At 37.1% G+C, this 20,945-nt stretch carries 17 protein-coding genes; 9 read left to right on the plus strand and 8 right to left on the minus strand.

Features of this window, described 5'->3' with window-relative positions:
* Positions 1 to 160: 160 nt before the first annotated feature.
* From mnmE to OU683_RS10445, 9 genes are all read left to right on the plus strand, one after another.
* The gene (gene mnmE / locus OU683_RS10405) at positions 161 to 1,624 is read left to right on the plus strand and encodes a tRNA uridine-5-carboxymethylaminomethyl(34) synthesis GTPase MnmE (protein ID WP_268137949.1); all 1,464 of its coding nucleotides are present in this window, start codon (positions 161 to 163) and stop codon (positions 1,622 to 1,624) included.
* A 317-nt stretch (positions 1,625 to 1,941) separates the two neighbouring features.
* Complete coding sequence (locus OU683_RS10410) at positions 1,942 to 2,310, plus strand: helix-turn-helix transcriptional regulator (RefSeq protein ID WP_268137952.1); 369 nt, start codon at positions 1,942 to 1,944, stop codon at positions 2,308 to 2,310.
* Between the two features lie 3 nt (positions 2,311 to 2,313).
* The gene (locus tag OU683_RS10415) at positions 2,314 to 3,453 is read left to right on the plus strand and encodes a tyrosine-type recombinase/integrase (protein ID WP_268137954.1); all 1,140 of its coding nucleotides are present in this window, start codon (positions 2,314 to 2,316) and stop codon (positions 3,451 to 3,453) included.
* Positions 3,440 to 4,330 (plus strand): hypothetical protein, encoded by an 891-nt coding sequence (locus tag OU683_RS10420; protein WP_268137956.1) that lies wholly within the window; start codon positions 3,440 to 3,442, stop codon positions 4,328 to 4,330. The genes OU683_RS10415 and OU683_RS10420 overlap by 14 nt, the downstream gene beginning before the upstream one ends.
* A gap of 228 nt (positions 4,331 to 4,558) precedes the next feature.
* Positions 4,559 to 4,891, plus strand: a complete 333-nt coding sequence (locus tag OU683_RS10425; RefSeq protein WP_268137958.1) for a helix-turn-helix domain-containing protein — start codon at positions 4,559 to 4,561, stop codon at positions 4,889 to 4,891.
* 24 nt (positions 4,892 to 4,915) lie between these two features.
* Complete coding sequence (locus OU683_RS10430) at positions 4,916 to 5,263, plus strand: hypothetical protein (protein ID WP_268137960.1); 348 nt, start codon at positions 4,916 to 4,918, stop codon at positions 5,261 to 5,263.
* A 145-nt stretch (positions 5,264 to 5,408) separates the two neighbouring features.
* Positions 5,409 to 5,717: a hypothetical protein gene (locus OU683_RS10435; RefSeq protein ID WP_268137962.1), complete on the plus strand. Its 309-nt coding sequence runs from the start codon at positions 5,409 to 5,411 to the stop codon at positions 5,715 to 5,717.
* The gene (locus tag OU683_RS10440; protein WP_268137964.1) at positions 5,708 to 6,985 is read left to right on the plus strand and encodes a DUF3987 domain-containing protein; all 1,278 of its coding nucleotides are present in this window, start codon (positions 5,708 to 5,710) and stop codon (positions 6,983 to 6,985) included. Before OU683_RS10435 ends, OU683_RS10440 begins: the two co-directional genes overlap by 10 nt.
* 122 nt (positions 6,986 to 7,107) lie before the next feature.
* Entirely contained in the window at positions 7,108 to 8,049 is a 942-nt protein-coding gene (locus OU683_RS10445) for a DUF6371 domain-containing protein (RefSeq protein WP_268137966.1), read from the plus strand.
* Positions 8,050 to 8,068: 19 nt separating this feature from the next.
* Here OU683_RS10445 and OU683_RS10450 read toward each other — a convergent pair whose 3' ends face one another.
* From OU683_RS10450 to OU683_RS10485, 8 genes are all read right to left on the minus strand, one after another.
* The gene (locus tag OU683_RS10450) at positions 8,069 to 9,001 is read right to left on the minus strand and encodes an MIT C-terminal domain-containing protein (protein WP_268137968.1); all 933 of its coding nucleotides are present in this window, start codon (positions 8,999 to 9,001) and stop codon (positions 8,069 to 8,071) included.
* Between the two features lie 134 nt (positions 9,002 to 9,135).
* Entirely contained in the window at positions 9,136 to 11,601 is a 2,466-nt protein-coding gene (locus OU683_RS10455) for a hypothetical protein (protein ID WP_268137970.1), read from the minus strand.
* 26 nt (positions 11,602 to 11,627) lie between these two features.
* Positions 11,628 to 13,439 (minus strand): DUF262 domain-containing protein, encoded by a 1,812-nt coding sequence (locus tag OU683_RS10460; protein WP_268137972.1) that lies wholly within the window; start codon positions 13,437 to 13,439, stop codon positions 11,628 to 11,630.
* A 20-nt stretch (positions 13,440 to 13,459) separates the two neighbouring features.
* Positions 13,460 to 14,482 (minus strand): hypothetical protein, encoded by a 1,023-nt coding sequence (locus OU683_RS10465; RefSeq protein WP_268137973.1) that lies wholly within the window; start codon positions 14,480 to 14,482, stop codon positions 13,460 to 13,462.
* A 12-nt stretch (positions 14,483 to 14,494) separates the two neighbouring features.
* Positions 14,495 to 15,085 (minus strand): hypothetical protein, encoded by a 591-nt coding sequence (locus OU683_RS10470; protein WP_268137975.1) that lies wholly within the window; start codon positions 15,083 to 15,085, stop codon positions 14,495 to 14,497.
* Positions 15,086 to 15,161: 76 nt separating this feature from the next.
* Complete coding sequence (locus OU683_RS10475) at positions 15,162 to 18,209, minus strand: type III restriction-modification system endonuclease (protein ID WP_268137978.1); 3,048 nt, start codon at positions 18,207 to 18,209, stop codon at positions 15,162 to 15,164.
* Between the two features lie 5 nt (positions 18,210 to 18,214).
* On the minus strand, positions 18,215 to 20,179 hold the full coding sequence (locus tag OU683_RS10480; RefSeq protein ID WP_268137981.1) for a site-specific DNA-methyltransferase: 1,965 nt from the start codon (positions 20,177 to 20,179) through the stop codon (positions 18,215 to 18,217).
* Positions 20,179 to 20,943, minus strand: a complete 765-nt coding sequence (locus OU683_RS10485; protein ID WP_268137984.1) for a DUF4391 domain-containing protein — start codon at positions 20,941 to 20,943, stop codon at positions 20,179 to 20,181. The genes OU683_RS10480 and OU683_RS10485 overlap by 1 nt, the downstream gene beginning before the upstream one ends.
* Positions 20,944 to 20,945: the final 2 nt, after the last annotated feature.

Here is a 20,945-nt window from a genome sequence, read left to right on the forward strand (position 1 = left end):
CCGGTTGCCTGTTCCCGGTTGCCTGTTCCCGGTTGCCTGTTCCCGGTTGCCTGTTCCCGGTTGCCTGTTCCCGGTTGCCTGTTCCCGGTTGTCGGTTGTCGAGTCTCCCGTCTCCCGTCTCATGTCTCACGTCTAACATCTAATTTATTACTTTTGCCACATGAAATTAAACGATAACATCGTAGCCCTTGCAACACCTTCAGGTGCGGGAGCTATTGCTATAATAAGAGTTTCGGGACCCGATGCGATAAAACTGGTGGCACCGGTCTTTAAAGCGAAGAGCAAAAAAGACCTTTTAGAGCAACCTTCGCACACACTGCATCTGGGAAATATTGTTGACGGCGAGCGCATTATTGATGAAGTACTGGTTTCGGTTTTCCACGGACCAAAATCTTATACGGGAGAGAACACTATTGAGATCTCCTGTCACGGGAGCCCGTACATACAGCAAGAGATAATTCAGCTGATGATACGCCGGGGTTGCCGTGCCGCGGAAGCCGGGGAATTCACCCTGCGTGCCTTCCTTAACGGAAAGATGGATCTGAGTCAGGCAGAAGCCGTGGCCGATCTTATCTCTTCTGAAAACCAGGCGAGCCACCAGATGGCCATGCAACAAATGCGTGGCGGATTCTCAAACGAGATCCAGAAGCTGCGGGAGGAACTGCTTAATTTCGCTTCCCTCATCGAACTGGAGCTTGATTTTGCCGAAGAAGACGTGGAATTCGCCAACCGTGACGAATTTCAAAAGCTCATCAGTCGTATTCAAAATGTGTTGAAAAGGCTCATCGATTCCTTTGCCGTGGGTAACGTGCTTAAAAACGGAATCCCGGTAGCCATTGTGGGCGAGCCCAATGTTGGAAAAAGTACGCTGTTAAATGCTCTTTTGAACGAGGAACGCGCTATTGTTTCCGAGATCGCCGGTACTACCCGTGACACCATTGAAGATGAGATCTCAATTGGCGGAGTGGGCTTCAGGTTCATAGATACCGCAGGGATCAGGGAGACCAAAGATGTGGTGGAGAGCATCGGGATCAAACGGACGTTTGAGAAGATAAGTCAGGCGCAGGTTGTACTGTACCTCTTTGACGCCTCATGCCTCTATGGTCCTGAACCTGATACGGGATACAAACCCGAAAGCCATCCTGAACTTGTTTCAGGATCTCAGCAACCCTCTGCCCCTACCGTAGAGCAGATCAAAATTGAAATTGAAAAGATAAGGAACCAGTTTCCGCAGAAACCATTGGTGATCATGGCTAACAAGATCGATCAGTTGAATGGGAAGCAAAGAGAAAAACTCAGATCTCAAATCTCAGAACTCACTACTATCTCCGCCAAGAGCGGAGAAGGTGTCGAAGACCTGCAGCAAAAACTGCTGCAATTTGTGAATACCGGCGAGTTGCGCAACAACAACACCATCGTTACCAACACCCGGCATTACAACGCGCTGCTCAGCGCCCTGGAAGAGATCAACAAGGTCCAGGAAGGCCTCAACCACAACCTTTCGGGCGACCTGCTGGCCATCGACATAAGGGAAGCGCTGCATTACTTCGGGGAGATCACAGGTGAGATCACCAACGACGACCTGCTGGGGAATATCTTTGCTAATTTTTGTATTGGCAAATAGAAAATCAAACCAACAAAAACAAAAACAAACCAAATCGCACACTATTACTGGGCTTATAAACAAAATTTATTTTGTTGTCTTTTGTTAAAAGGTACATTTTTTTTGATATCTGTACCTTTTATAATAAAATTTATATTTAGATTTGGCTTATGAATGTCTCTTATTTACTTCAAAAGCCACCAAAAATGAATATAAAAATTGTATCTCCGAAATTTGGGGAGATTACGACTCCTAAATCCTTCTATAGCCCCTTAAAAACTCAAGCGAAATGTCCCTTAGGGATATCTAATAGACCATATCAACACTAAATTAGGTCTATGAGCTCTAATATTAGAATCAAGAAAAAGTGCCAGCTCTGCAACAGCGAATTCATTGCAAAAACTACTGTTACCAAATTCTGCGGAGACACCTGTGCCAAGATCGCCTACAAAGCCAGAAAACGAGCTGAAAAAATTCAAAGGGCTTCTAAACCACAGAAGGTAAAAGCTGATCCCAAGGAAAAGGTTCAGGATTTACAACTGAAAGAATTCCTCAGCGTAAAAGAAGCAGCCATTCTACTCGGCTGTTCAGTTAAGACTATTTATCGTCTGATAGACAATGAACAATTAAAAGCGGTAAATCTGGGACAGAGACTTACCCGTATTAAGAGAACTGAAGTAGATTATATTTTTAACCAACAAAACTAACCCATGGCAAACGTTACCTTAAGATCGAAACCTCTCAAAGGTGGGATGCTTAGTCTTTACCTGGACTACTACCCTCCTGTCATTATCCCTAAAACAGGCAAACTTTCTCGAAGAGAATTTTTAAAACTCAAGATCTATGAGTTTCCTGAAAATGCCCAGGAAGAAAGGTTTAATGAATCACAACTTGAAATAGCTGAGGAAATAAGAGCAACCCGGTTTCTGCAACTGAAGAACAAAGAATTCGGATTGGTAGACAACATTGTAATGGATATCAAATTCAGCCAGTATTTCCAAGAAGTAGTAGATGAGTATTATAACACTGGAAGCAAAGGAAACTACCATTCCTGGAAGTCTTCCCTGACTTACTGGAAAGCTTTTATGGGAGAGGACCTTACTACCCAAAGCTTGACTGAATGGCATGTAAATCATTATCGGAACTTTCTCCTAACCACCAAAAATCTTAGAACTAACACAAAAAAGTTGGCGATTAATACAGCCTCCACGTACTATAAAAATTTTATCATGGTCCTGAAGAGAGCCTATAAGGATAAGCTTTTGAGTAAAAACCTGGCTGAAAATGCCAGATATATTCGGGAACAGGAAACACACCGGGAGTACCTTTCTGAGAAGGAATTATCAAAGCTTTGGAAAACCCCTATAGATAAGGAGAAAGTGAAACATATGGCCGTATTTTCAGCATTAACTGGTCTCCGATTTTCTGACGTAATTAATTTGAAGTGGGAAGATGTATATGAGGACTCCCACCAGGGCTATTACATTCAGTTTAGGGAGCAAAAAACAGGAAACATTAAGAATCACCCTATCTCCAGATCAGCTGTAAATATCCTCAGTGAGCAAAAGACGAAGGAGGGACAAATTTTTACTGATATCAAATATTCTCAAATTTCCAGACCTCTAAAAAAATGGCTCCTCGAGGCAGGTATTCACAAGAAAATTACTTTTCACAATTTTAGGCACAGCTATGCCACACTACAATTAGCAAATGGAACGGATATCTACACAGTTTCAAAGCTATTAGGCCATAAAAATGTCTCCACAACACAGATATATACCAAGGTTATGGATCAAAATAAAGTAAAAGCAGCTAATAGAATAAATCTTGACCTGGATGGATTATCGTAGTACATATACCTATTTTCTTAACACAACAGAAAATAGGCTGAATGCCTTTGTGCAAAAGCAGTTGAAACAATCAAAAAAGGAAGGAAGATCTTTTAAATTTATAGATGCTTTGATTGAGAAAGGATTTAAAGCACGAAAGGCAAAAAGAAAAAACCCTTGGGGTGACACATTAGATGAAGTTAATAAGCTCATAACATTTAAACGCAATTATTACGAAAAATATGCTCTTCAAAGGATTCTTTCAAATGAGGCTTTAGCAACTTTCGAGAAACACTATAGCAAAAAAGATTACAGAAAATTTTTAGCTTTCTTAGGCATGGGGACAGGATTGGAAAATTCATATTACCACTATGGTCTAAACCGCGGCTACACCGAAGTGCTCTACAAAGCAGATGAATTGTCTTTTTTTACTCTTAGGGAAATTCCTGGTGGTTATTCTGGTTTAGAACATTATTTTAAGGTTAAAACCATGGTGTACGGAAAAGATAAAGTGGTAGATCAACTAATAGATATCGAGACCAGGAAAAAAACAAAACATCCGTTAGAAGATCATAATTCCCCTATCCTGGACAATGATGAAAAACTATATCTTCTAAACTTATTATTCAATTATCCGGTTTCACTTGAAAAAGGATATTCTTTTACTGAATTTGCACGTTTGATGCATTTAACCAGTAGTTCAATGGATAAAAAGATCCTTTCTAAAACAGCTGGAAAAGTCTACACATATCAAAAATTGACAGAGGGAATAGATATGAAAAAAGCAGAGGGCATTGATAACAAAATCTTTATTGAAGATTTAATTGAAAAAATTTCTGAATTAGAGTTACCTGAAACACTTAGAATACTCCAGAAAAAAAGGGCCGAAATCAAATAAAACCAAAATATCAAATTAGAAATAAAGAGCAACAGATAATTCCTGTTGCTTTTTTTTGTTTAATTCTTTGTGATTCTGAGGTGGGATAGGAAATTATTAATACTCTAATTCACTTCAAATCATCATCTTATCATAAATCATCCGAAATATATGTAAGATAAATACAGCCCGGCACCTCCTTGCGTCTCCCATAGATTTGTTCCCAGATTTAATCCTTAATAACTTTTTATGAAAGACCTTAATTTGATCACAGGCGAGGATCTTAAAAAGCTCGCTACAGAACTTTACCAGCTCTCTAAGAAAGAAGCTGAAGAAAATAACCAGGAGGACATCCTTAATGCTAAACAGGCTGCAAAGCTTCTGGATTTAAGTCCGGCTACTATTTACGGCAAAACCCACCGTAATGAAATTCCCTTCTTTAAACAGGGAAAAAAGCTGCTCTTTTCTCGTGCTGCTCTTATAGAGTGGCTAAGGAAAGGCGAAAATCAAGTGGCAATCACTTCATCAACTACGGCTAAATCAAAAGCAGCCGAATACTTACACCAAAACAGAAGATTTTAATCAACACCTACTAAAAATTTTATCATGAAAGAATATAAAAAAACATGTGTTTGCTGTTCAGAACCATTTTGGACTATACACGACTTTCAAACCCATTGCTTTCGCGTAACCTGTGAAGAGACTGGTAAATTGTTAGAAATAGAACAGGCCATGGATCGGCTTGTAAGGGTAGTAACCGCTCATACTATAACTACTAAAACTGGAAGAAAGCATCTAAAATATAAAGCTAATTTTTTGATCAACAGAAACAAGAATAGATATATCACTGTTACAAATTTACCCAAAGGACGTAATGGAATAACTGCCAAATTTGATATTGTAACCAAAGAGGTTGTATATCGATCCTTTGATGACCTATCCAAAAACCGTTAACCTAACGTTACTTTAATTTATAATCATGGATAAATACCTATATACGTGCGATTACTGCGCCAAAACATATGTACCCAAAAGGAGATATAAGCAAAGATTCTGCAGCAACAGCTGCAGAGTCAACTCCCATAAACGTAAAAACAGAATGTCTCCAGCGAAACCTGTTGCAGGATTAAAAGCACCTGCAGAAAAACCTCATAAAGAAGGTATCTCTATGGCAGGAATTGGAAACGCAACTATAGCAAATGTTGTTACTGAAGTTGGAAAATCGATATTTATTAAGGAAGAAAATAAACCAGTAACTAAGGGGGATTTTCAAAAGTTAGCCGATCGTATCAGCCAAAGATATATCTTGATTAAAAACATGGATGCACGAGCTGACGGTGCTCCGGCTTATTTTGACACCACCCTACAAGAAATCGTTCACCTTAAGTTTTTGCCGCCATGGAAGTAGATAATCTAAAGGATATTGAGGAGGCAATATTAGAACATAGCTCCAGCTTGGAAGATAAGGCTGTTAGACAGCTTCATCAAATTGTGAATAAACTGCCTCCTTACATCGGTAGACTAATTAATGAAGCTTTTGAGCATAAGAGAATACCCAAGGAATACCTACTAACGTCCATACTTTTTGCTTTTAGTAATACGGCAGGTTTAGCAATCCGGCTGGATGCCATGGGATATTCTAACTATGGTAATATCTATGCGGCTATTATAGGTAGCAGGGGAGACGTAAAATCTCCTGCTATGGATTTAGCCACTGAACCTTTAAAGCTTTACGATGACGTTCAGTATCGTAATTTTATAGAAAAGACCGCAGAGGAAGGATCTGAGGAAAATGTCGTAAGGAAGCAATTATTCATCCAAGATGCCACAGTAGAAGCAGCTTATTTTAAGCATCATGAAAACCCTTTTTCTTTAGGAATTTTCATGGATGAGCTATACTACCTAATTGAAAAGATGGGCAACCCTGCAAGTAAAGATGGGCCGGCCTGGCGTATACTTCTTTTGCAAGGAAATACGAATAAGCTGGTGGATATTTCGCGAAAAACAACTTTAAGTTTCCGTTTGTCAAAATCATACCCAGTACTTTTAGGTTCAATCCAGCAAGAATTCATTCCTAAAATTTTTTCTGGAGGAAATTTGGAGAGCGGTTTTACAGATCGCCTGTTATTTGCACCAAACCTGACGCATAATACAAAGCTTTCAAAATTTAATATCAGTCAGGATTGTCTAAAAAAATACTCTGATAATCTTTTAAGAATGATGGAATACCGCAAGCCGGTGGAGGAGTCAGACAACAAGGAACCTCTGGTATTAACCTGCACCCCAGACGCAGAGGACAGGTTATTTAATTACACGCAAAACATACTTCATCAACAAGAAAAATCAGAAGAAATAGAGAAGGGGTATCTGGCTAAAGTCCTGATAAACATACACAAAATCGTCATTCTTACACATTTGATGAAAGAATCTGCCTCTCCAGAACTTCACCTAAAAATTGGACTGGAAACCGTAGAGGATGCAATAATGATTATGGATTTTTACTTTACTAATTTCCAGATCATAGTTGAGAAACTCGAAGGAAATTTACCTGATATAGATCCGAATGAAGTTGTAAAGCTGGGTAGAAGAAACAATGCTACCCAAGAACAAATTGCTGCAGTCCTGGGAGTCAATAAATCTACAGTCTCCCGGAAAATAGCCAGAATGAAAATATAATGCAACCTGCAACTTGCAACTTGCATTATAACTCAATTTCACCTGCATTAGTCTAATATTCAGATATATAAAACTGATTCAAAAGGAGTTTGCAGATTGCACGTTGCACAACAATGTACCCTATGCTTACCAAAATTGAAAGAATATTAAAATTTGATAATAGGAGGAATTATAAGATCCTTACCCCCTGTTGTGGAAAGCTAAACACAAACGGGAAATTTGTTAATTATACTGGTTTTCCCCTGATCTACGGTTACTGTCATTCCTGCGGAAAAGCCACTACCCCACCCGCTTTGTATCAGGATGAAAAAGGAGAAGAGTATCAATGGAATGAAATTACTAACTCCTGGGACAAGGACCTGGTGATCCCTCTTACTCCAAAATTTTCCAAAGATTTTAGCTCTACAAGCAATAATCCAGATCAGCGATTTATACCTGAATCGCTGATCTGGAAATATTATGAAATGGCACCGGAAAACAATCTGCTGCAGTATCTAAGAAAAACCTATTCTAAAGAAGATGTAGATCGTGTTAAGGAAGATTACGTTCTGGGATCAACAAAGAATGGCGGCACTATTTTCTGGCTAATCAATGAAGATCTCCAGGTACAGAAAAATAAGATTTGTTATTATCAAGAAAACGGGAAAAGAACAAACCGATTTGCTGCTCCATACAAGAATGAGGATGGCTATTATTCTTGCTTATTTGGGGCTCATCTCCTTAAGTCAATTAGAAAAGGAACAGATCTCGTGATCCTGGTGGAAAGTGAGAAAACGGCTGTTGTAGGAGCAATTCTCCTGCCCCTGTTTACCTGGGTTGCATTTGGAGGCCTAAATGGACTGACAGAGGCTAAATCGGCTTGCTTAAGAGGTCATAAGGTCCTTCTAATCCCGGATATTAGTGAAAAGGCAGTCTCTGTAGCCTATGACAAGGTTACATACCTTAGTTCTATAAGTGTAAATGCTAAAATTTGGGATATGACAAATGGAAAGAGCAATGATAAGTTAACGGAAGAAGGGATTTATAATTTGGATTTAGAAGATATCTTTAGGAGAATTATCTGAAAAGAGTGTTAGGGATAATCTACTCCCGTAAATATGTAATCTCACAAGGCTTACATTTTCGCCACCTTTGATCTACATCTCCTATAGAGAAACGGCCTTCTCTTTTTTCATATATGTCAAGTCCACGGCCAAGAATAACTTTGCACCCATTATCCGCTTTAATATATCGGTCGTGATGTTTTTCAAGAGCGAATGTAAGGTTGATTCTCATCTCCTTTACACTGGCAGCTATTTCCTCAAAACATGCCTTACTTTGTTCCTGGAATTCTCTGGTGTTCCAAGAAATCACTTTTAGGTTTATTGTCCCTCCCGGTTCTTTATTATTCCCCAGCATCACACAAAATTCCAACAGGTTCTGAAATTGATAAGGCAATCTTATCCATGGATCCTGTAGTTCTATATTATCTGCTCCTCTTAAATGTTTGGCGAATAGTCTATCGTAGGAAATATTCGTTTGGTCCTGTACAATGATCCGCTGTTTACGTACCTCCGGCCTTAAACTTGGAACTGAAGTAAAGGAGATGACTTCAGGTTTTTGTTTAGACTTTTTGAGAGAATGTTCAGGTAAAGAGTTTAGCTCCTCAGGAATGGAAAACTTTTCCCTTATAAAGGGTTTAAAGTCAACTCCGATGGCTCCTGATGAAATATCTTGGAAATACCGGTCCTGACGGTCACATGAAACGACCAGATTAACAGCATTTTTTTCCTCCCAGATCCTAAAATATTTTTCGGGATTTTTAAAAGTCATTGCAGGAATTTGTAGCCAAAATAATTGGTCTTCCCCCACTAATAGAATATTCCAGTCTTTTTTAAAGTTATCGAGCTTTATATTCATCCACCATGCGGCTTTAGAACCGCTAATACTTATATTGGCAAAGGTGGTATTCCTGTTTTTTAGTTTTTCAACCCCTGATCTACTATTGATAAAATTCAGTGCTTGAGCTTTTTTCATTTGACCTTTAGTTTTTTGTTACAAGGGCTTTATAAATATAAGATTAAAGAGAAACTAAAAAAATAAGATTTCTCAATTTCCTTTCACAAACAACCTCTTAGGAGGGGGATACAACTTTGAACACACCATTTTCATTAAGCAACAGTCCTACAGGGTGTAACAAAATGTGGGTATTTCTTTTCAAATTCTTTAAGACATTTACTGAATGGTGATGAGCTATTTGAAAGATTAATGTAGCAATTTTCCATAGCCCGAGTTATTGCCATTAAGACCCAAGTAGCTGCATATTTGTTTTTCCTTGAATCCGGATTTAATTGATCAAATAAATCATTTAAAAGATAATTTTCTGCTTCATCTTCATTGAATTTTTGATCAAAAAATTCATCCAGGTTATTACACAAAATAGACCAGGCTTCAATTCCCCGGCAAGATTGATAGTATATAGCTCGTACTGAAAGAGACCCAGGAACCCCCAGCTCTTTCTTATCTACGTTACCTGTAGTATTCCAAACCCTGAAATCATCTATCTCTTCATCTGCTTTCTTAGCTAAATCCCATTCTGCACGAAAACTGTCTTTAGCTTTTACAATGTTATCAAACTCATTTATCACAACTGAACTTTCATCTTTGCTTTCTATCCACGAAGAGGAGTCTCTATCAGGAAAATGGTTTTTTTCTGGTGTAGTAAGTAAAATCAGAGAATCATAGGCGGTACAGCCCTGGCGTTTTCCTATTTGGTATAAGTTTTTTATTACACCAACTTGTTCAGTTAAATTTGCGTCGTAGTCTATTATAATAGATCCATGATCTTCAGTTTCAAGCGGCTCTATCTTTAAATCAATATCATAATAGCTGGCAATATGATTGGCAAGGGCAGCTACAGCGGGCTTCATTCTAAAGGATTGTCTCTTTTTAATATATGGATGACTTTCAATTTTCTTATTCATGGAAATTTTCCAGTTACACAATTCAGAGTACCTTATTAACTGCTCTTTTCCTCCATTAGCAATTACTACATTTTTGCTCCCGAAAAGATTGTAAATGATATCCCGCTCATACCCGTGACAATCTTGGGCTTCATCTATATACACAGTCCTTTTATGTGCGAAACTATTAAGGCTATTCTTGTAACGTCTCTTTAAAGCTTCTAAATCCATCTTACCACTTCCATTTTTTTCTAATAAGGCTGGATCCAGGTTCATTACCTGAGTTAAAAGTTCATATTTATCTTGTACGTTTAAGTCGGAAATAAACTTTTCTAAATCCACTGTCGCCTGTCGAATCCGCTCTAATACTTTAGTATAATCTTTAAGAAAAACATTAGAACTTTCTAATTTCCCGAGTTTGTAAATTTTATCCTCCCTGAAAGCTACAAACGAAGACTTTACAGAAGCCTTACTACCCAAATACGTGTCTTTTTTATCTAAATACCGGATAAAATCAATGGCCTCCCTCTTTGTGCCTTCATCCATTTTTTTATCAGTTTGAATATACATTTTCAATTTCGCAAGGCTCAAGCCATTTTCCTTGATTCTATAATTATCAAAAAAATCTTCAATATATACCCATCTCTTATCTAATTTATTGATTAGCTCATTTATCCTCTCCTCTGACAAAAGCATTAACACCCCCAACTTCTTTGCAATGTTATAAAAGAAAGAATGCAAGGTATGAGTGGTAGTAGATTTCTTTTCTTTACGGTCCTCTTCAGATAATACATTATGGAAACTTTGCAATTGCTTGGCAACATCAAAAACTAATAAGTGATTATAGGTTATAAAAACGCCTGACTTCCCATTTAAACTTGATTTAATCATCCACTTAAGAAGGTCTGAGGATTTCCCGGTCCCGGCTTTGCCTCTAACTTCCACTAATTGTTTGCCAATATTATCAAAAGCTTTTTGTGATGCCGGATCAAAATGACCTTGAAACCGTTCGACTTTTTTCTTAGTGATATAACCCGTTTCACTGTCTTTTGAAGCCTGTTCAAATATTAGCCTTAAGGTTTGATCAAAGTCTAAACCACTGACATTCCAATCGGCATAACCAGGATACTTGAAATAATAATTTTTTGAAATCACATCTTCTATTGCATCATAAAGCAGTTCCTCATTAACCACCAAATGTGTTGAAGTCAAACTGGTATTCTTTGATTTTAGCCAAAATAATGGATGGACAGTAATTTTATTCCTCTGTAATCCACATGAATTTGATAAATAATTTGTCAAAGACCACTTAAGATCATTGGCCTTATCCTCAAAGTCAAAATTTTCTCCATTAATTTTTATTCCGGATAAATCTTTTTCTATCGTAACATTTTCAAAATCTCTTAATAGCGATACTGCAATGATTTGGTTCTTTACATAAGTCCTCTCGTTTTCCTTCTCAATTCTGTAATAACTATTGTGGAGTTTTGGGATATTAAGTAAGACGATAAAATCAATAGTAGATTGGGAAGAAACGGCAACCGGAAAATTATTTAAAATAACGGCTTCAGCCTTTTTACAGGTTGGTGCTAATTTTTCTTTAATCGATTCGCTTAAAGCCCTATAATCAAGACTTAAGTTAGTTCCATTAATCTTATGCAGTTTAAAATCCATACTGTAATTCTGCGTTTAAACTTTATTTATTGATCCAATCTTCTATCGTTAATAGTCCACGTATCAATAGCTAAGTCCATTAAAATTTTTTGCCGCTTTAGAATCGCCTCTTTATCCCAGGTGCTAAAGATGTAACCAGAGCTGTTTTTGAATCTATTAAGAGCAGTGTTCAACCCTATTTCAAATTCATCATCAAGAAGATCCGTTAAAGCCAGATTTGAATTTCGATATTCCTTCTGTTTCAAATCAAACCAGTTGGAAGTAAGTTTGTTGAATTTATTTACAGCCTGATTAATCTGTGATTCCAAAAGGGTAACATTTCCGAGCTTATAAACAAAGTTGTGGTAATCATCTTTATCTTCGAATTCATCCGGCAAATGCCCATTATCTGGTGTTTGAGGAAGAATATGCTCTATTTGCATCCCGCTTACATCCTCATAGCCCTGTAGCGGAAGTTGGGCCTTTGATCGCACTGTATTTTCTAACCTCCTAAAGAAGTATCTTTGACGATATAACGGATTATAAGCATGGTGCCGCAGGTTCATGAACACCGATTTGAACTCCGAAAGCTTCTCTTTTAAATAAGGTATCATGGTTTCTTCGATAACCTGCTTTAGTTCATCCAGGTCATTTACAGTTCTTAATTTTACAGACCATTGAGAAAATAACCTCTCATTGTTTTTGGCTGGAATTCCAATTGTATTACTATAAAAGAAGAAGCTTTCAATTTGTTTCGCCAGATATTCTATTTCAGTTCTTCCAAATTTTGTATCCAGGGCTAAAAGCAGGATCAAATGTTGCCTGGACCTATATTTATTTATAAATCCGATATTCGTTACAAATGGATAATTGCCATTGTCCTTCATATATTCTGTGGCTGTTACCAAGTCTGAATACCTTTTAGAAATTCTATTCAGTTCTTTAGCAAACTTTAATGGTTCCTTTTCATAATTAGTAGCGGCTTTACCTTCTGGAGAAATTATCCATTTATAAATAGTATCTTCTCTAATAATTTTGTCGTGATACCTTGACATAAGAAAGTATCGAAGGAATCGTAGCGGACTTTGTCCTTCCCCACAAGCTTCAAGATTGTTGGTGATATCCTTCCAGGTGGATTTGATTTTCTCGAAATCGGATTCGTTCGCCTGACCGAATAGAAGATTCTTTACCAAATCCATGGCATTTAAACCTGCCCCTCGTTGATTAATTGTTTCAAATATCTTTAATGCACTACTAAGATTTTCCGATTCGATTATTACCAATTCAATATTCATTAGAAAATAAGCTGCATAATCAACGAGTCCTTCTGTACTGACCTCTTTATACTTTTCGAAATGGGCAAAAAGCTTTTCATAAGCACTTTCCATTTTCTCAATTGAAGCAGTTTTATCTTCTTCAAAAGGTTCGGAATTGACCAGCTTGTTTAGAAAGTCTTTACTCTCTTCATATTGGAGTTCCAGTCTATACTGCCGCTTCTTTGATTTGAGATTAAAATCTGATATCAATTTCTTGATCTTGGTATAATATTCTTGCTGAATATCGTCCAGATCCAGATCTTTCATAATGTCTCTTAAAGCGCACAGGGCAAGAATAATGGTTGTCAATCTCTGCTGGCCATCTATAACATCATACTTCCCTTTATTCTTTACAATAATGATTGAACCTAAGAAATAGCTGTTCTGTTCTGGAGCATTGGGGTCGAACTCATTTTCAATATCAATAATAAATTGTTCCACCTGATCATCAGGCTTCCAGACATATTCTCTTTGATAATCGGGAACTATAAAGAAGTAATCCTCAAGTTTCGCAATACTTCTCACATGAGCATCTATTTCCATAAGTGAAAATTGATCAGTTTTTATTTAGATTTTTCAAAATTTTGAATTAGGGAGGAAATAAAAACACCTCCGGCGGCTGTTGCAAACCATCCCCAAATACCCATTGCTCCACCGAGAGCTGCTATACCAATTCCACCGGTACCAAAGACGGTCAAGCCAAAAACAGCTCCCAATAAACCTCCGATTAAAAGTTTAGAATTAGGTGATTGATTGGTCCATAGGGTTCTTTTTATTCGTTGACTTTTTTCAGCAGTGGAGTAATTAGAATTTTGAATTTTTTGAACTTCTTCCAAAGCATTTAGAATACCCGTTTTCTTCCCAAAATTTAACCCTGCTAAATATTTTATGGCCTTGTTGATGTAATCATCTTTAGCTTTAGGTGCTTCATAATAAGTTGACGTCGCAGTTGAGTGAGTTGAAATGGATTGTATAGGCAAATAATCTTCATACTTCAACCCTAAAATGGCCTTAGTATATTTTATTTTGTCGGGGTCTCCAGGTTTAATCTGAATTAATTTGATTAATTCTTTCTTATAGGATTCTAAAGCAATTCTCGAATATTTATGATTTTCCAATTCTTGATTATATTGATCTACTTTCTCATTGTAGTTATCAAGTAATCTTTGGTATTCTAAGTAATCACTCCTATATTTTTTGAAGGTGTTATTATACTCTCTTTGCCGAGTTTCATTTTGCTTTTTAGATTCATTATACCTTTCAAGAGCATTGCTATATTGATAACCCAGACTTATGAGTGAAATAGCCGAAGCAATTAACAAGGTAGCGATGAAAAAACTTTCAGGGATTATCCATGCTAATGGAAAATATAGAAAAATTGAAATAAAAAATACTGTTATAAGGAATTCAGGAAGATTAAAAAACTTTGGTTTGGTCAATCGGGATATATAGGGCTTCTTAGGTTCCTTTGGCTCTTTAGGCATGATTGGTTTGGCAAGGAACATTTTGTTATCGACAGACCTTATCCTGTCTACAATAGTCTTTGCCCTATCTTTTAATTCTTGCTCTTCTATAATTTGACTCATAATTACAATAGATTACATTCTCGTATAAATAACCTTCCCTAATCCTCCCGCTCCACGTATTTTGTCAAAAACTCCAAAGCTTAGGCTCCTGCTGTTTTTGTGCGTCTTTATTCCTATCTTCTTTTCTGGAATAGTCCCTGTACCTGCCCTTCTATATTTTTTTGGCATTCCATCCTTAGGGGTCTGTGCAGATTTTCTTTCTTTTTTCAGCTTTCGATTTTGTAGTTGTTGCTTTCTGGAAGCTTCTTTAATAAAAGCGTAAACTTTTTTAAATTCCTTGAATTCAAATATTGTCTCTAAACCTTGCTCAAAACCTAATTTTTCAAGACCATCTAAGAATACAGGAAGGGGTATTCCGAATCTTTCAGCAATTTCGGGAACACTTTCCTCTTTTACCTTCTGCCAATTCCTGTGCACCCCCCGAAGTTTTGGAGAGTCTGTCTGTTCACATGAATTAATACCGGGAATTTTCCTTTTTTGAAGAGGAAAAGTATCATTTCCACTTAATTTCATCTGAAACTTAATTAAGTGCAATGCAATCAAAGAAAAAGCTGCTTTCTTTACCTGGTTATCCTTATACTTCTGTTCAACAGCCTCCTTCAAATGACTCAGCTCATCCTCTGAAAAGACATGCTTTTTAAAAAACTCTTCAATTTCCGGAAACTGTTTTCGCATAAGTCTATATTTTCATCAAAACCTCGTTCTGGATATCCTCCATATCTTTAGCCACAAGCATCCTACTACCCAGACTTTCGAAATGTTTCTTTCCACAATCGATTTTTCCTGCTTCTTTCGGCCTTAGATCCCATAGGGAAGAGGATCCTTTTGTTTCCACAACAAAAAACAATCGCTCCTCATGTTCATCTTTGTAGAGAATTGCCCAATCCGGATTATATGTGCCCAGTGGAGTGTCAATTTTAAACCAGTTTGGAAGTTTAGCATAGACAGGGATATTATCACTCTCCTCAAATTTCGCTGCGAGTGTTGATTCTACCTTAGAATCGTAAACCACGTATTCATACGGAGACTTATGGCTTTCTTTCAGGTTGTCTTTCAAATACCCGAATAACTCTTCATTTTCGAATAATTCCTGACTGTAAAATTCACCGTCATCAATCTTCTTATACTGAATTCCATCAATGATATGCAGCCTCATCTGGTTGTTGAGTATATCGATAGCGGCTTCTATAAACTTTTGAGGATTCACCTTGAAATATTGAAGCTTATTGATTCCGGTAAGGATTTTTACTATGGTTTTCCTTGTAAGATTTGTTTCGTTCTGTAAGTAACTTACAATGTCTGGTAAACTTTCGACCGGACTGGTAAGGCTGTATGAACTGGTATTTGCATCTTCACCCGCCTGGACTCCTCCAATAGTCATGTCAATGGAGGTTTTTGTATAGTGAATTTTCCCTCTATTAATTTTTAAGTTAGAATTAATGGCTTCAATACACTTTCTGATAAGTTCCTCTGAATCAAAGTTTACTGAAAAAGTAGTTTTATATTTCACTTTTTCCCAAAGTGCCTGAAATTCCGGGCTGTTTAGCACCTGCTTGTTAACCTTTACCCGTTTCTTATCAGCATTATCTTTAATTTCAAGCCTACCCGCAGCATTTTTAAGGAAGCTGATGATCTGGCTGGCAACATGCTTGTTCTTAGTGAATTCTTCGGGTAACTGAACAGTTTCATCTTTGATATGTGCTCTCAATAAATCCTGAACCTTACCTCTATGATCTAAATATCCTTGTTCTTCCAGGTGAGCATATAATTCTTTTGATTTTTTATCACCCAGGTAGATAGGTTTTTCATCCTCAATACTCAAAACTACATTGGCAAAACTATGTTCCTCCACAACACCGAATTTAATACCGGTTTCGTTTTCAATTTCTTTTTGAAGATTCTCTGCAAATTCTGAATAGGATTCTGTGGCCATTACGGTTAAAGTGTTTACCTGATGACCGTAAACTCTCTCTCCATCCTGATTTACACAGAGTCTCAATCCCCGGCCTATCTCCTGTCTTCTGCGTATTTCGGAATTACCTATGTCCTTTAGAGTACATATCTGAAATACATTCGGGTTATCCCATCCTTCTTTTAAAGCAGAGTGACTAAAAATGAATTTCAGTTTTTTCTTTGGATCCTTACCATCATAAAAGGAAAGAAGGGTTTCTTTATCCCGCATAATAGTGTTGTAGGTATCTTCGTCTGCCTTAGTAGAACCTGAGGTGTCTTTAAAATATTCAAATTTGTCTGACTTGTTGCTTTTCTTTCCCTTTTTATCAATGGAAAAATAACCGTTATGAACCTTTGAAGCTTCTACTTCATAGTTTTCAATCTCGCCAAACAGGCTGTTGTATTTCGGTTTCTGAATTAGTTTATGATATTCCCTTTCAAATATTTCAGCATAGATCCCCGGCTGCTCAATTCCTTCTGCATCATATTGGCGGTATTTGCTTACAGTATCAATAAAGAACAAACTAAGCACCTTAATACCAATAGGATTCAGGATTAATTCCTTGTCCAGGTGTTCTTCAATGGTTTTGCTAATTAAGGCTGTTTTTAGTTGTGTATCATCAGACTTTCCAAGGGTATCCCCCAGCCTTAAAATTTCATCCCTGCTGGTAAAATCCACATATTCTTCTCCTTTTACAGCATGGATATCATTGACGATAAAACCTTCATATTCTGTCCTGCCGGTAAGCTCTTCTAAGTCGGTATTCTGTGAGATATTATTTTTTACTTTCCGTTTAATTTTTCCCCGCTCAATTACATCCAGCTCCATACTTGCCACCGGATAACCTTTTGAGACCTTAATATCCACAAGTTTCAAATAAGCTTTGCTATATAAACCTTCAGAAACTACCGAACCTACTTCTATCTGCTTTACCAGTTTTTTATCGTAGGCATCTACCGCATCCAGCTTATACATCAAATTGATTTTTTCCTTATGGGTAGCGGAATACCGAATGATTGTTAGAGGATTGAGGTTCTTTACAGCCTTTTTAGCCAGAGGAGTACTCATCGTGGTCTGTGGTTCATCAATAAAAACCACCGGATTGGTATTCTTGATTAGATCAAGTGGTTTATACCCTAAGCTGTCATTATACCGATGAATGATGTTAGCTTTTTTGCTCTCATCCTCCGGATTCTGAAAACTTTTTCTGAAAGCATCAATATTGATAACCATGATTTCGAGTCCATCATTGGTAGCGAAGTCTCTTACCTGGTTTAATTTGCTACTGTCATAGACAAAGAAGTTATAATTGATGTTGTCGTAATGCTGCCTGAAATGTTCCCTGGTTATTTGTAACGATTTATACACTCCTTCTTTTATGGGAATAGAAGGGACTACTATGATATGCTTGGAAAAACCATATTTCTCGTATAGATTCATGATAGTACGCAAATACACATAGGTCTTCCCGGTACCTGTTTCCATCTCAATGGTAAAATCCAGGTGCTTTCGATCTATATCTTTCCTGGAACTGGGTTGTAAACCATTCGCCAATTGTATTTGCTGCACATTTTCCAGAAGCTGGCCATCTGTCAAGGTTAGGCGATTGCCATAACCTATATCCTGATAGGTAATATTATGTTGCTTCTCAATATACTCCGGGGAATAGACACTGAAATTAGAATCACAAATTTCCTGTCCCTGGAAAATATCTACAATGGAATTAATGGCGTCTTGTTGATAATCTAAACTGCTGTCAAACTTAATCTTCATAGCCATTAAATACTTTTTACTTCTTCAATACCGTATGCTTTAAGAATCTGGTTGCAATTGGTCTTTTCAACATCATTGAAACCAGAATCTTTGAAGATTACCCGGCAGGTAGCCGGTTGCAGTTTTTCTTTCCATTCTCCAATACCGTCAGCGACTTTAGTAGTGATCTTATCTGAAAGGCAAATAAATAAAGCTCCCATTCCCACATTGAAAACACGTTGCCCTGCTATTTCTTTTTCTTCTATGGGGAGAGTTAGATCCAATCCGTATTTAAGCAGAATTTCATATAATACATCTTCATCTGTGCGATCTGTTTTAATGTTTTCCTGCGCAGAGAAAAGACTTTCTTCCAGATTTGCAGGATTACCATCCCAAGGCTGAATATTGGTACTATCTAATTTGAAGACTTTGAATCCGAAATCCAGATTTTTTGCTTTCTCCGGGTTTTCTTGTTGTATTTTTTTTGCGGCTCGCCGAATTCGTTCTTTCCCTATTTCTGTTAAAGTAGAATATCCAGCTTCGAAGGCAGAAGATGTAGGATCTGTTTGTTCGGGAAGTTGAACTTGAATAAACTTTCTCTTTCCCGAATCTTCCAAGTTTGATAACATTACTGCATGTGCTGTTGTTGAAGACCCTGCAAAAAAATCCAAGACTAATGCATTAGGCTTTGTAAATGAGTTTATCTTCTCTTTAATTATGTTCTCGTCTTTTGGAAAATCAAAAATTTTATCACCAAACAATTTTTTTAATCTTTTGGAACTTCCTCGCCTGTCTTTATAAAAAACCGTTTCTACAAGTTGGTCTTCATTTTCATGTAAATATCTTTTCTTGCAGGGTACAGCATTTCCATTAAAATGGACAAGATCCTTATCTATATCTTCTTTAAGCGATTCAAGTGATGAATATGCCCAACCTCGTTGCGGTATTTTAACATCTTCTCCAGTGTATGGATTCTTAATTTCCCACTTTGGTCCACCTCCACCACCACGAGATATATCTGATGCAAAATAGACGCCCTTCTTATCAATCCATTTATAATGTTCAGAATCCTTGGCTGGATCATCCTCTTTAAGAGTTTTAAACCAACCCTGAAGCTTCTTGGACGCTAAATCGAAATCTCCAGAATTCTCTTTAACAATCTCTTTGGCCTTGATATAGATTGAATCCAACCCTTTCTTTTGTTCTTTCCAATTAATATTATTTTCGTGTATGTAGCTTAAATCCTTACAAAAACATATCATATATTCATGAGATGTTGAAATTAATTTTGCAGCATTTCTTCTACCACCTCTCCATACGAAATTTCCTACGAAATTTTCAGAACCAAAAATCTCTGTTGCTAACTTCTTTAGATTCTCGAATTCATTATCATCTATGCTCATCAATATAATTCCTCCTCTATCTAAAAGATTTTTAGCCAAAATTAACCTGGGATACATCATGTTTAACCAGTTGGAATGGAAACGTCCGTCACTCTCACTATTAGTGGTCAAATTATTTCCTTGATTATCCTTCTGGCCCGTAATCTTCTGATAATTTTTCAGATTATCCTTATAATCATCTTTGTAAACAAAATCATTGCCCGTGTTATAAGGAGGATCGATATAAATCAAATCAATTTTTCCGCAATACGTTTTTTGCATCAATTTCAAAACTTCCAGGTTATCACCTTCGATATACAGATTTTGGGTTTTATCCCAATCAACACTTTCTTCTTTGGCCGGTCTTAAAGTACCTGTACTCGGTTTATGTGCTTCTCTACGAGCCTTAGATTTACCTGCCCAGGTAAGTCGGTAATATTCTTCGCCCTCTTCAATTTCTTCTCCTAAAACCTCCTGTAAAACCTTAAAGTCGATTTTCCCTTCTGTTACTATTTCTGGGAATAGAAATTTTAGCTTTTCAATATTATCCTTTACCAAATCCTTACTCATCGTAAGGGTATCTCCTGTTTCTATTTTTTCAATGCTCATTATGCACTTAAATTTTGTTTTAATTCTTCTATTTGTTGTCTGTGCTGTTGCAGCTTAACATTTAGTTCTACTTTTCTATTGATCATGGATTCTTTTTGGATCCTGTTTACCAGGACATTTATCGTCTTTTCCAATTCTTCAATTTCCAAAAGATACTCCATGTCCCGGCTGGTGCGAGAATGATGTTTCCTTTCAAACCTTCCCGTATGCTGTGCAGCTTTATATCTTATCAACGCTTCGACATAACTGTTGTACGTCGTTTGAAGGTTGCTTTTGTCTAACTCTGAAAACTTTAATGCTTTAAAAAGCTCTGCCACAATATCATTTTTGTAAAGTTGATTAATGGCAGGCGTGCTAAAATAACTTTTAATAGTTCTCTTCTGGATATCGTTCTGATTAATGTACTTATCAGCAGAATTAAAAAGGAACTCATGTTCATCTTCTACTATCAGCAAAACAGGATATGGCAGATATTTTTGAACTAATTCTACTGCCTTTTGAGACTTTTCTTTTACATCAACCCGCAATTGGCAGACGATAATTTGGATTTCCTCGAAGGTCTGAGTTTCGATTTGCTGGGCAGGAATATTAACAGTATTAGGTCGTAAACTGGCCAGCCAGGTCAGGTTTTCCACTTCCTGGTTGAGAAATTTTTTTTCAGCAGCAGAAAGATCGAAATTTTGGAGAAAAAAAGCCTTAGTGAGCCTTTTGTTCAAAATGGCCTTAGCTGGAATTTCCAAAATCTTGTTGTAATCTGTTTCCAAAT

It is taken from the genome of Salinimicrobium sp. TH3, from assembly GCF_026676115.1.
Classification (GTDB): Bacteria; Bacteroidota; Bacteroidia; order Flavobacteriales; family Flavobacteriaceae; genus Salinimicrobium.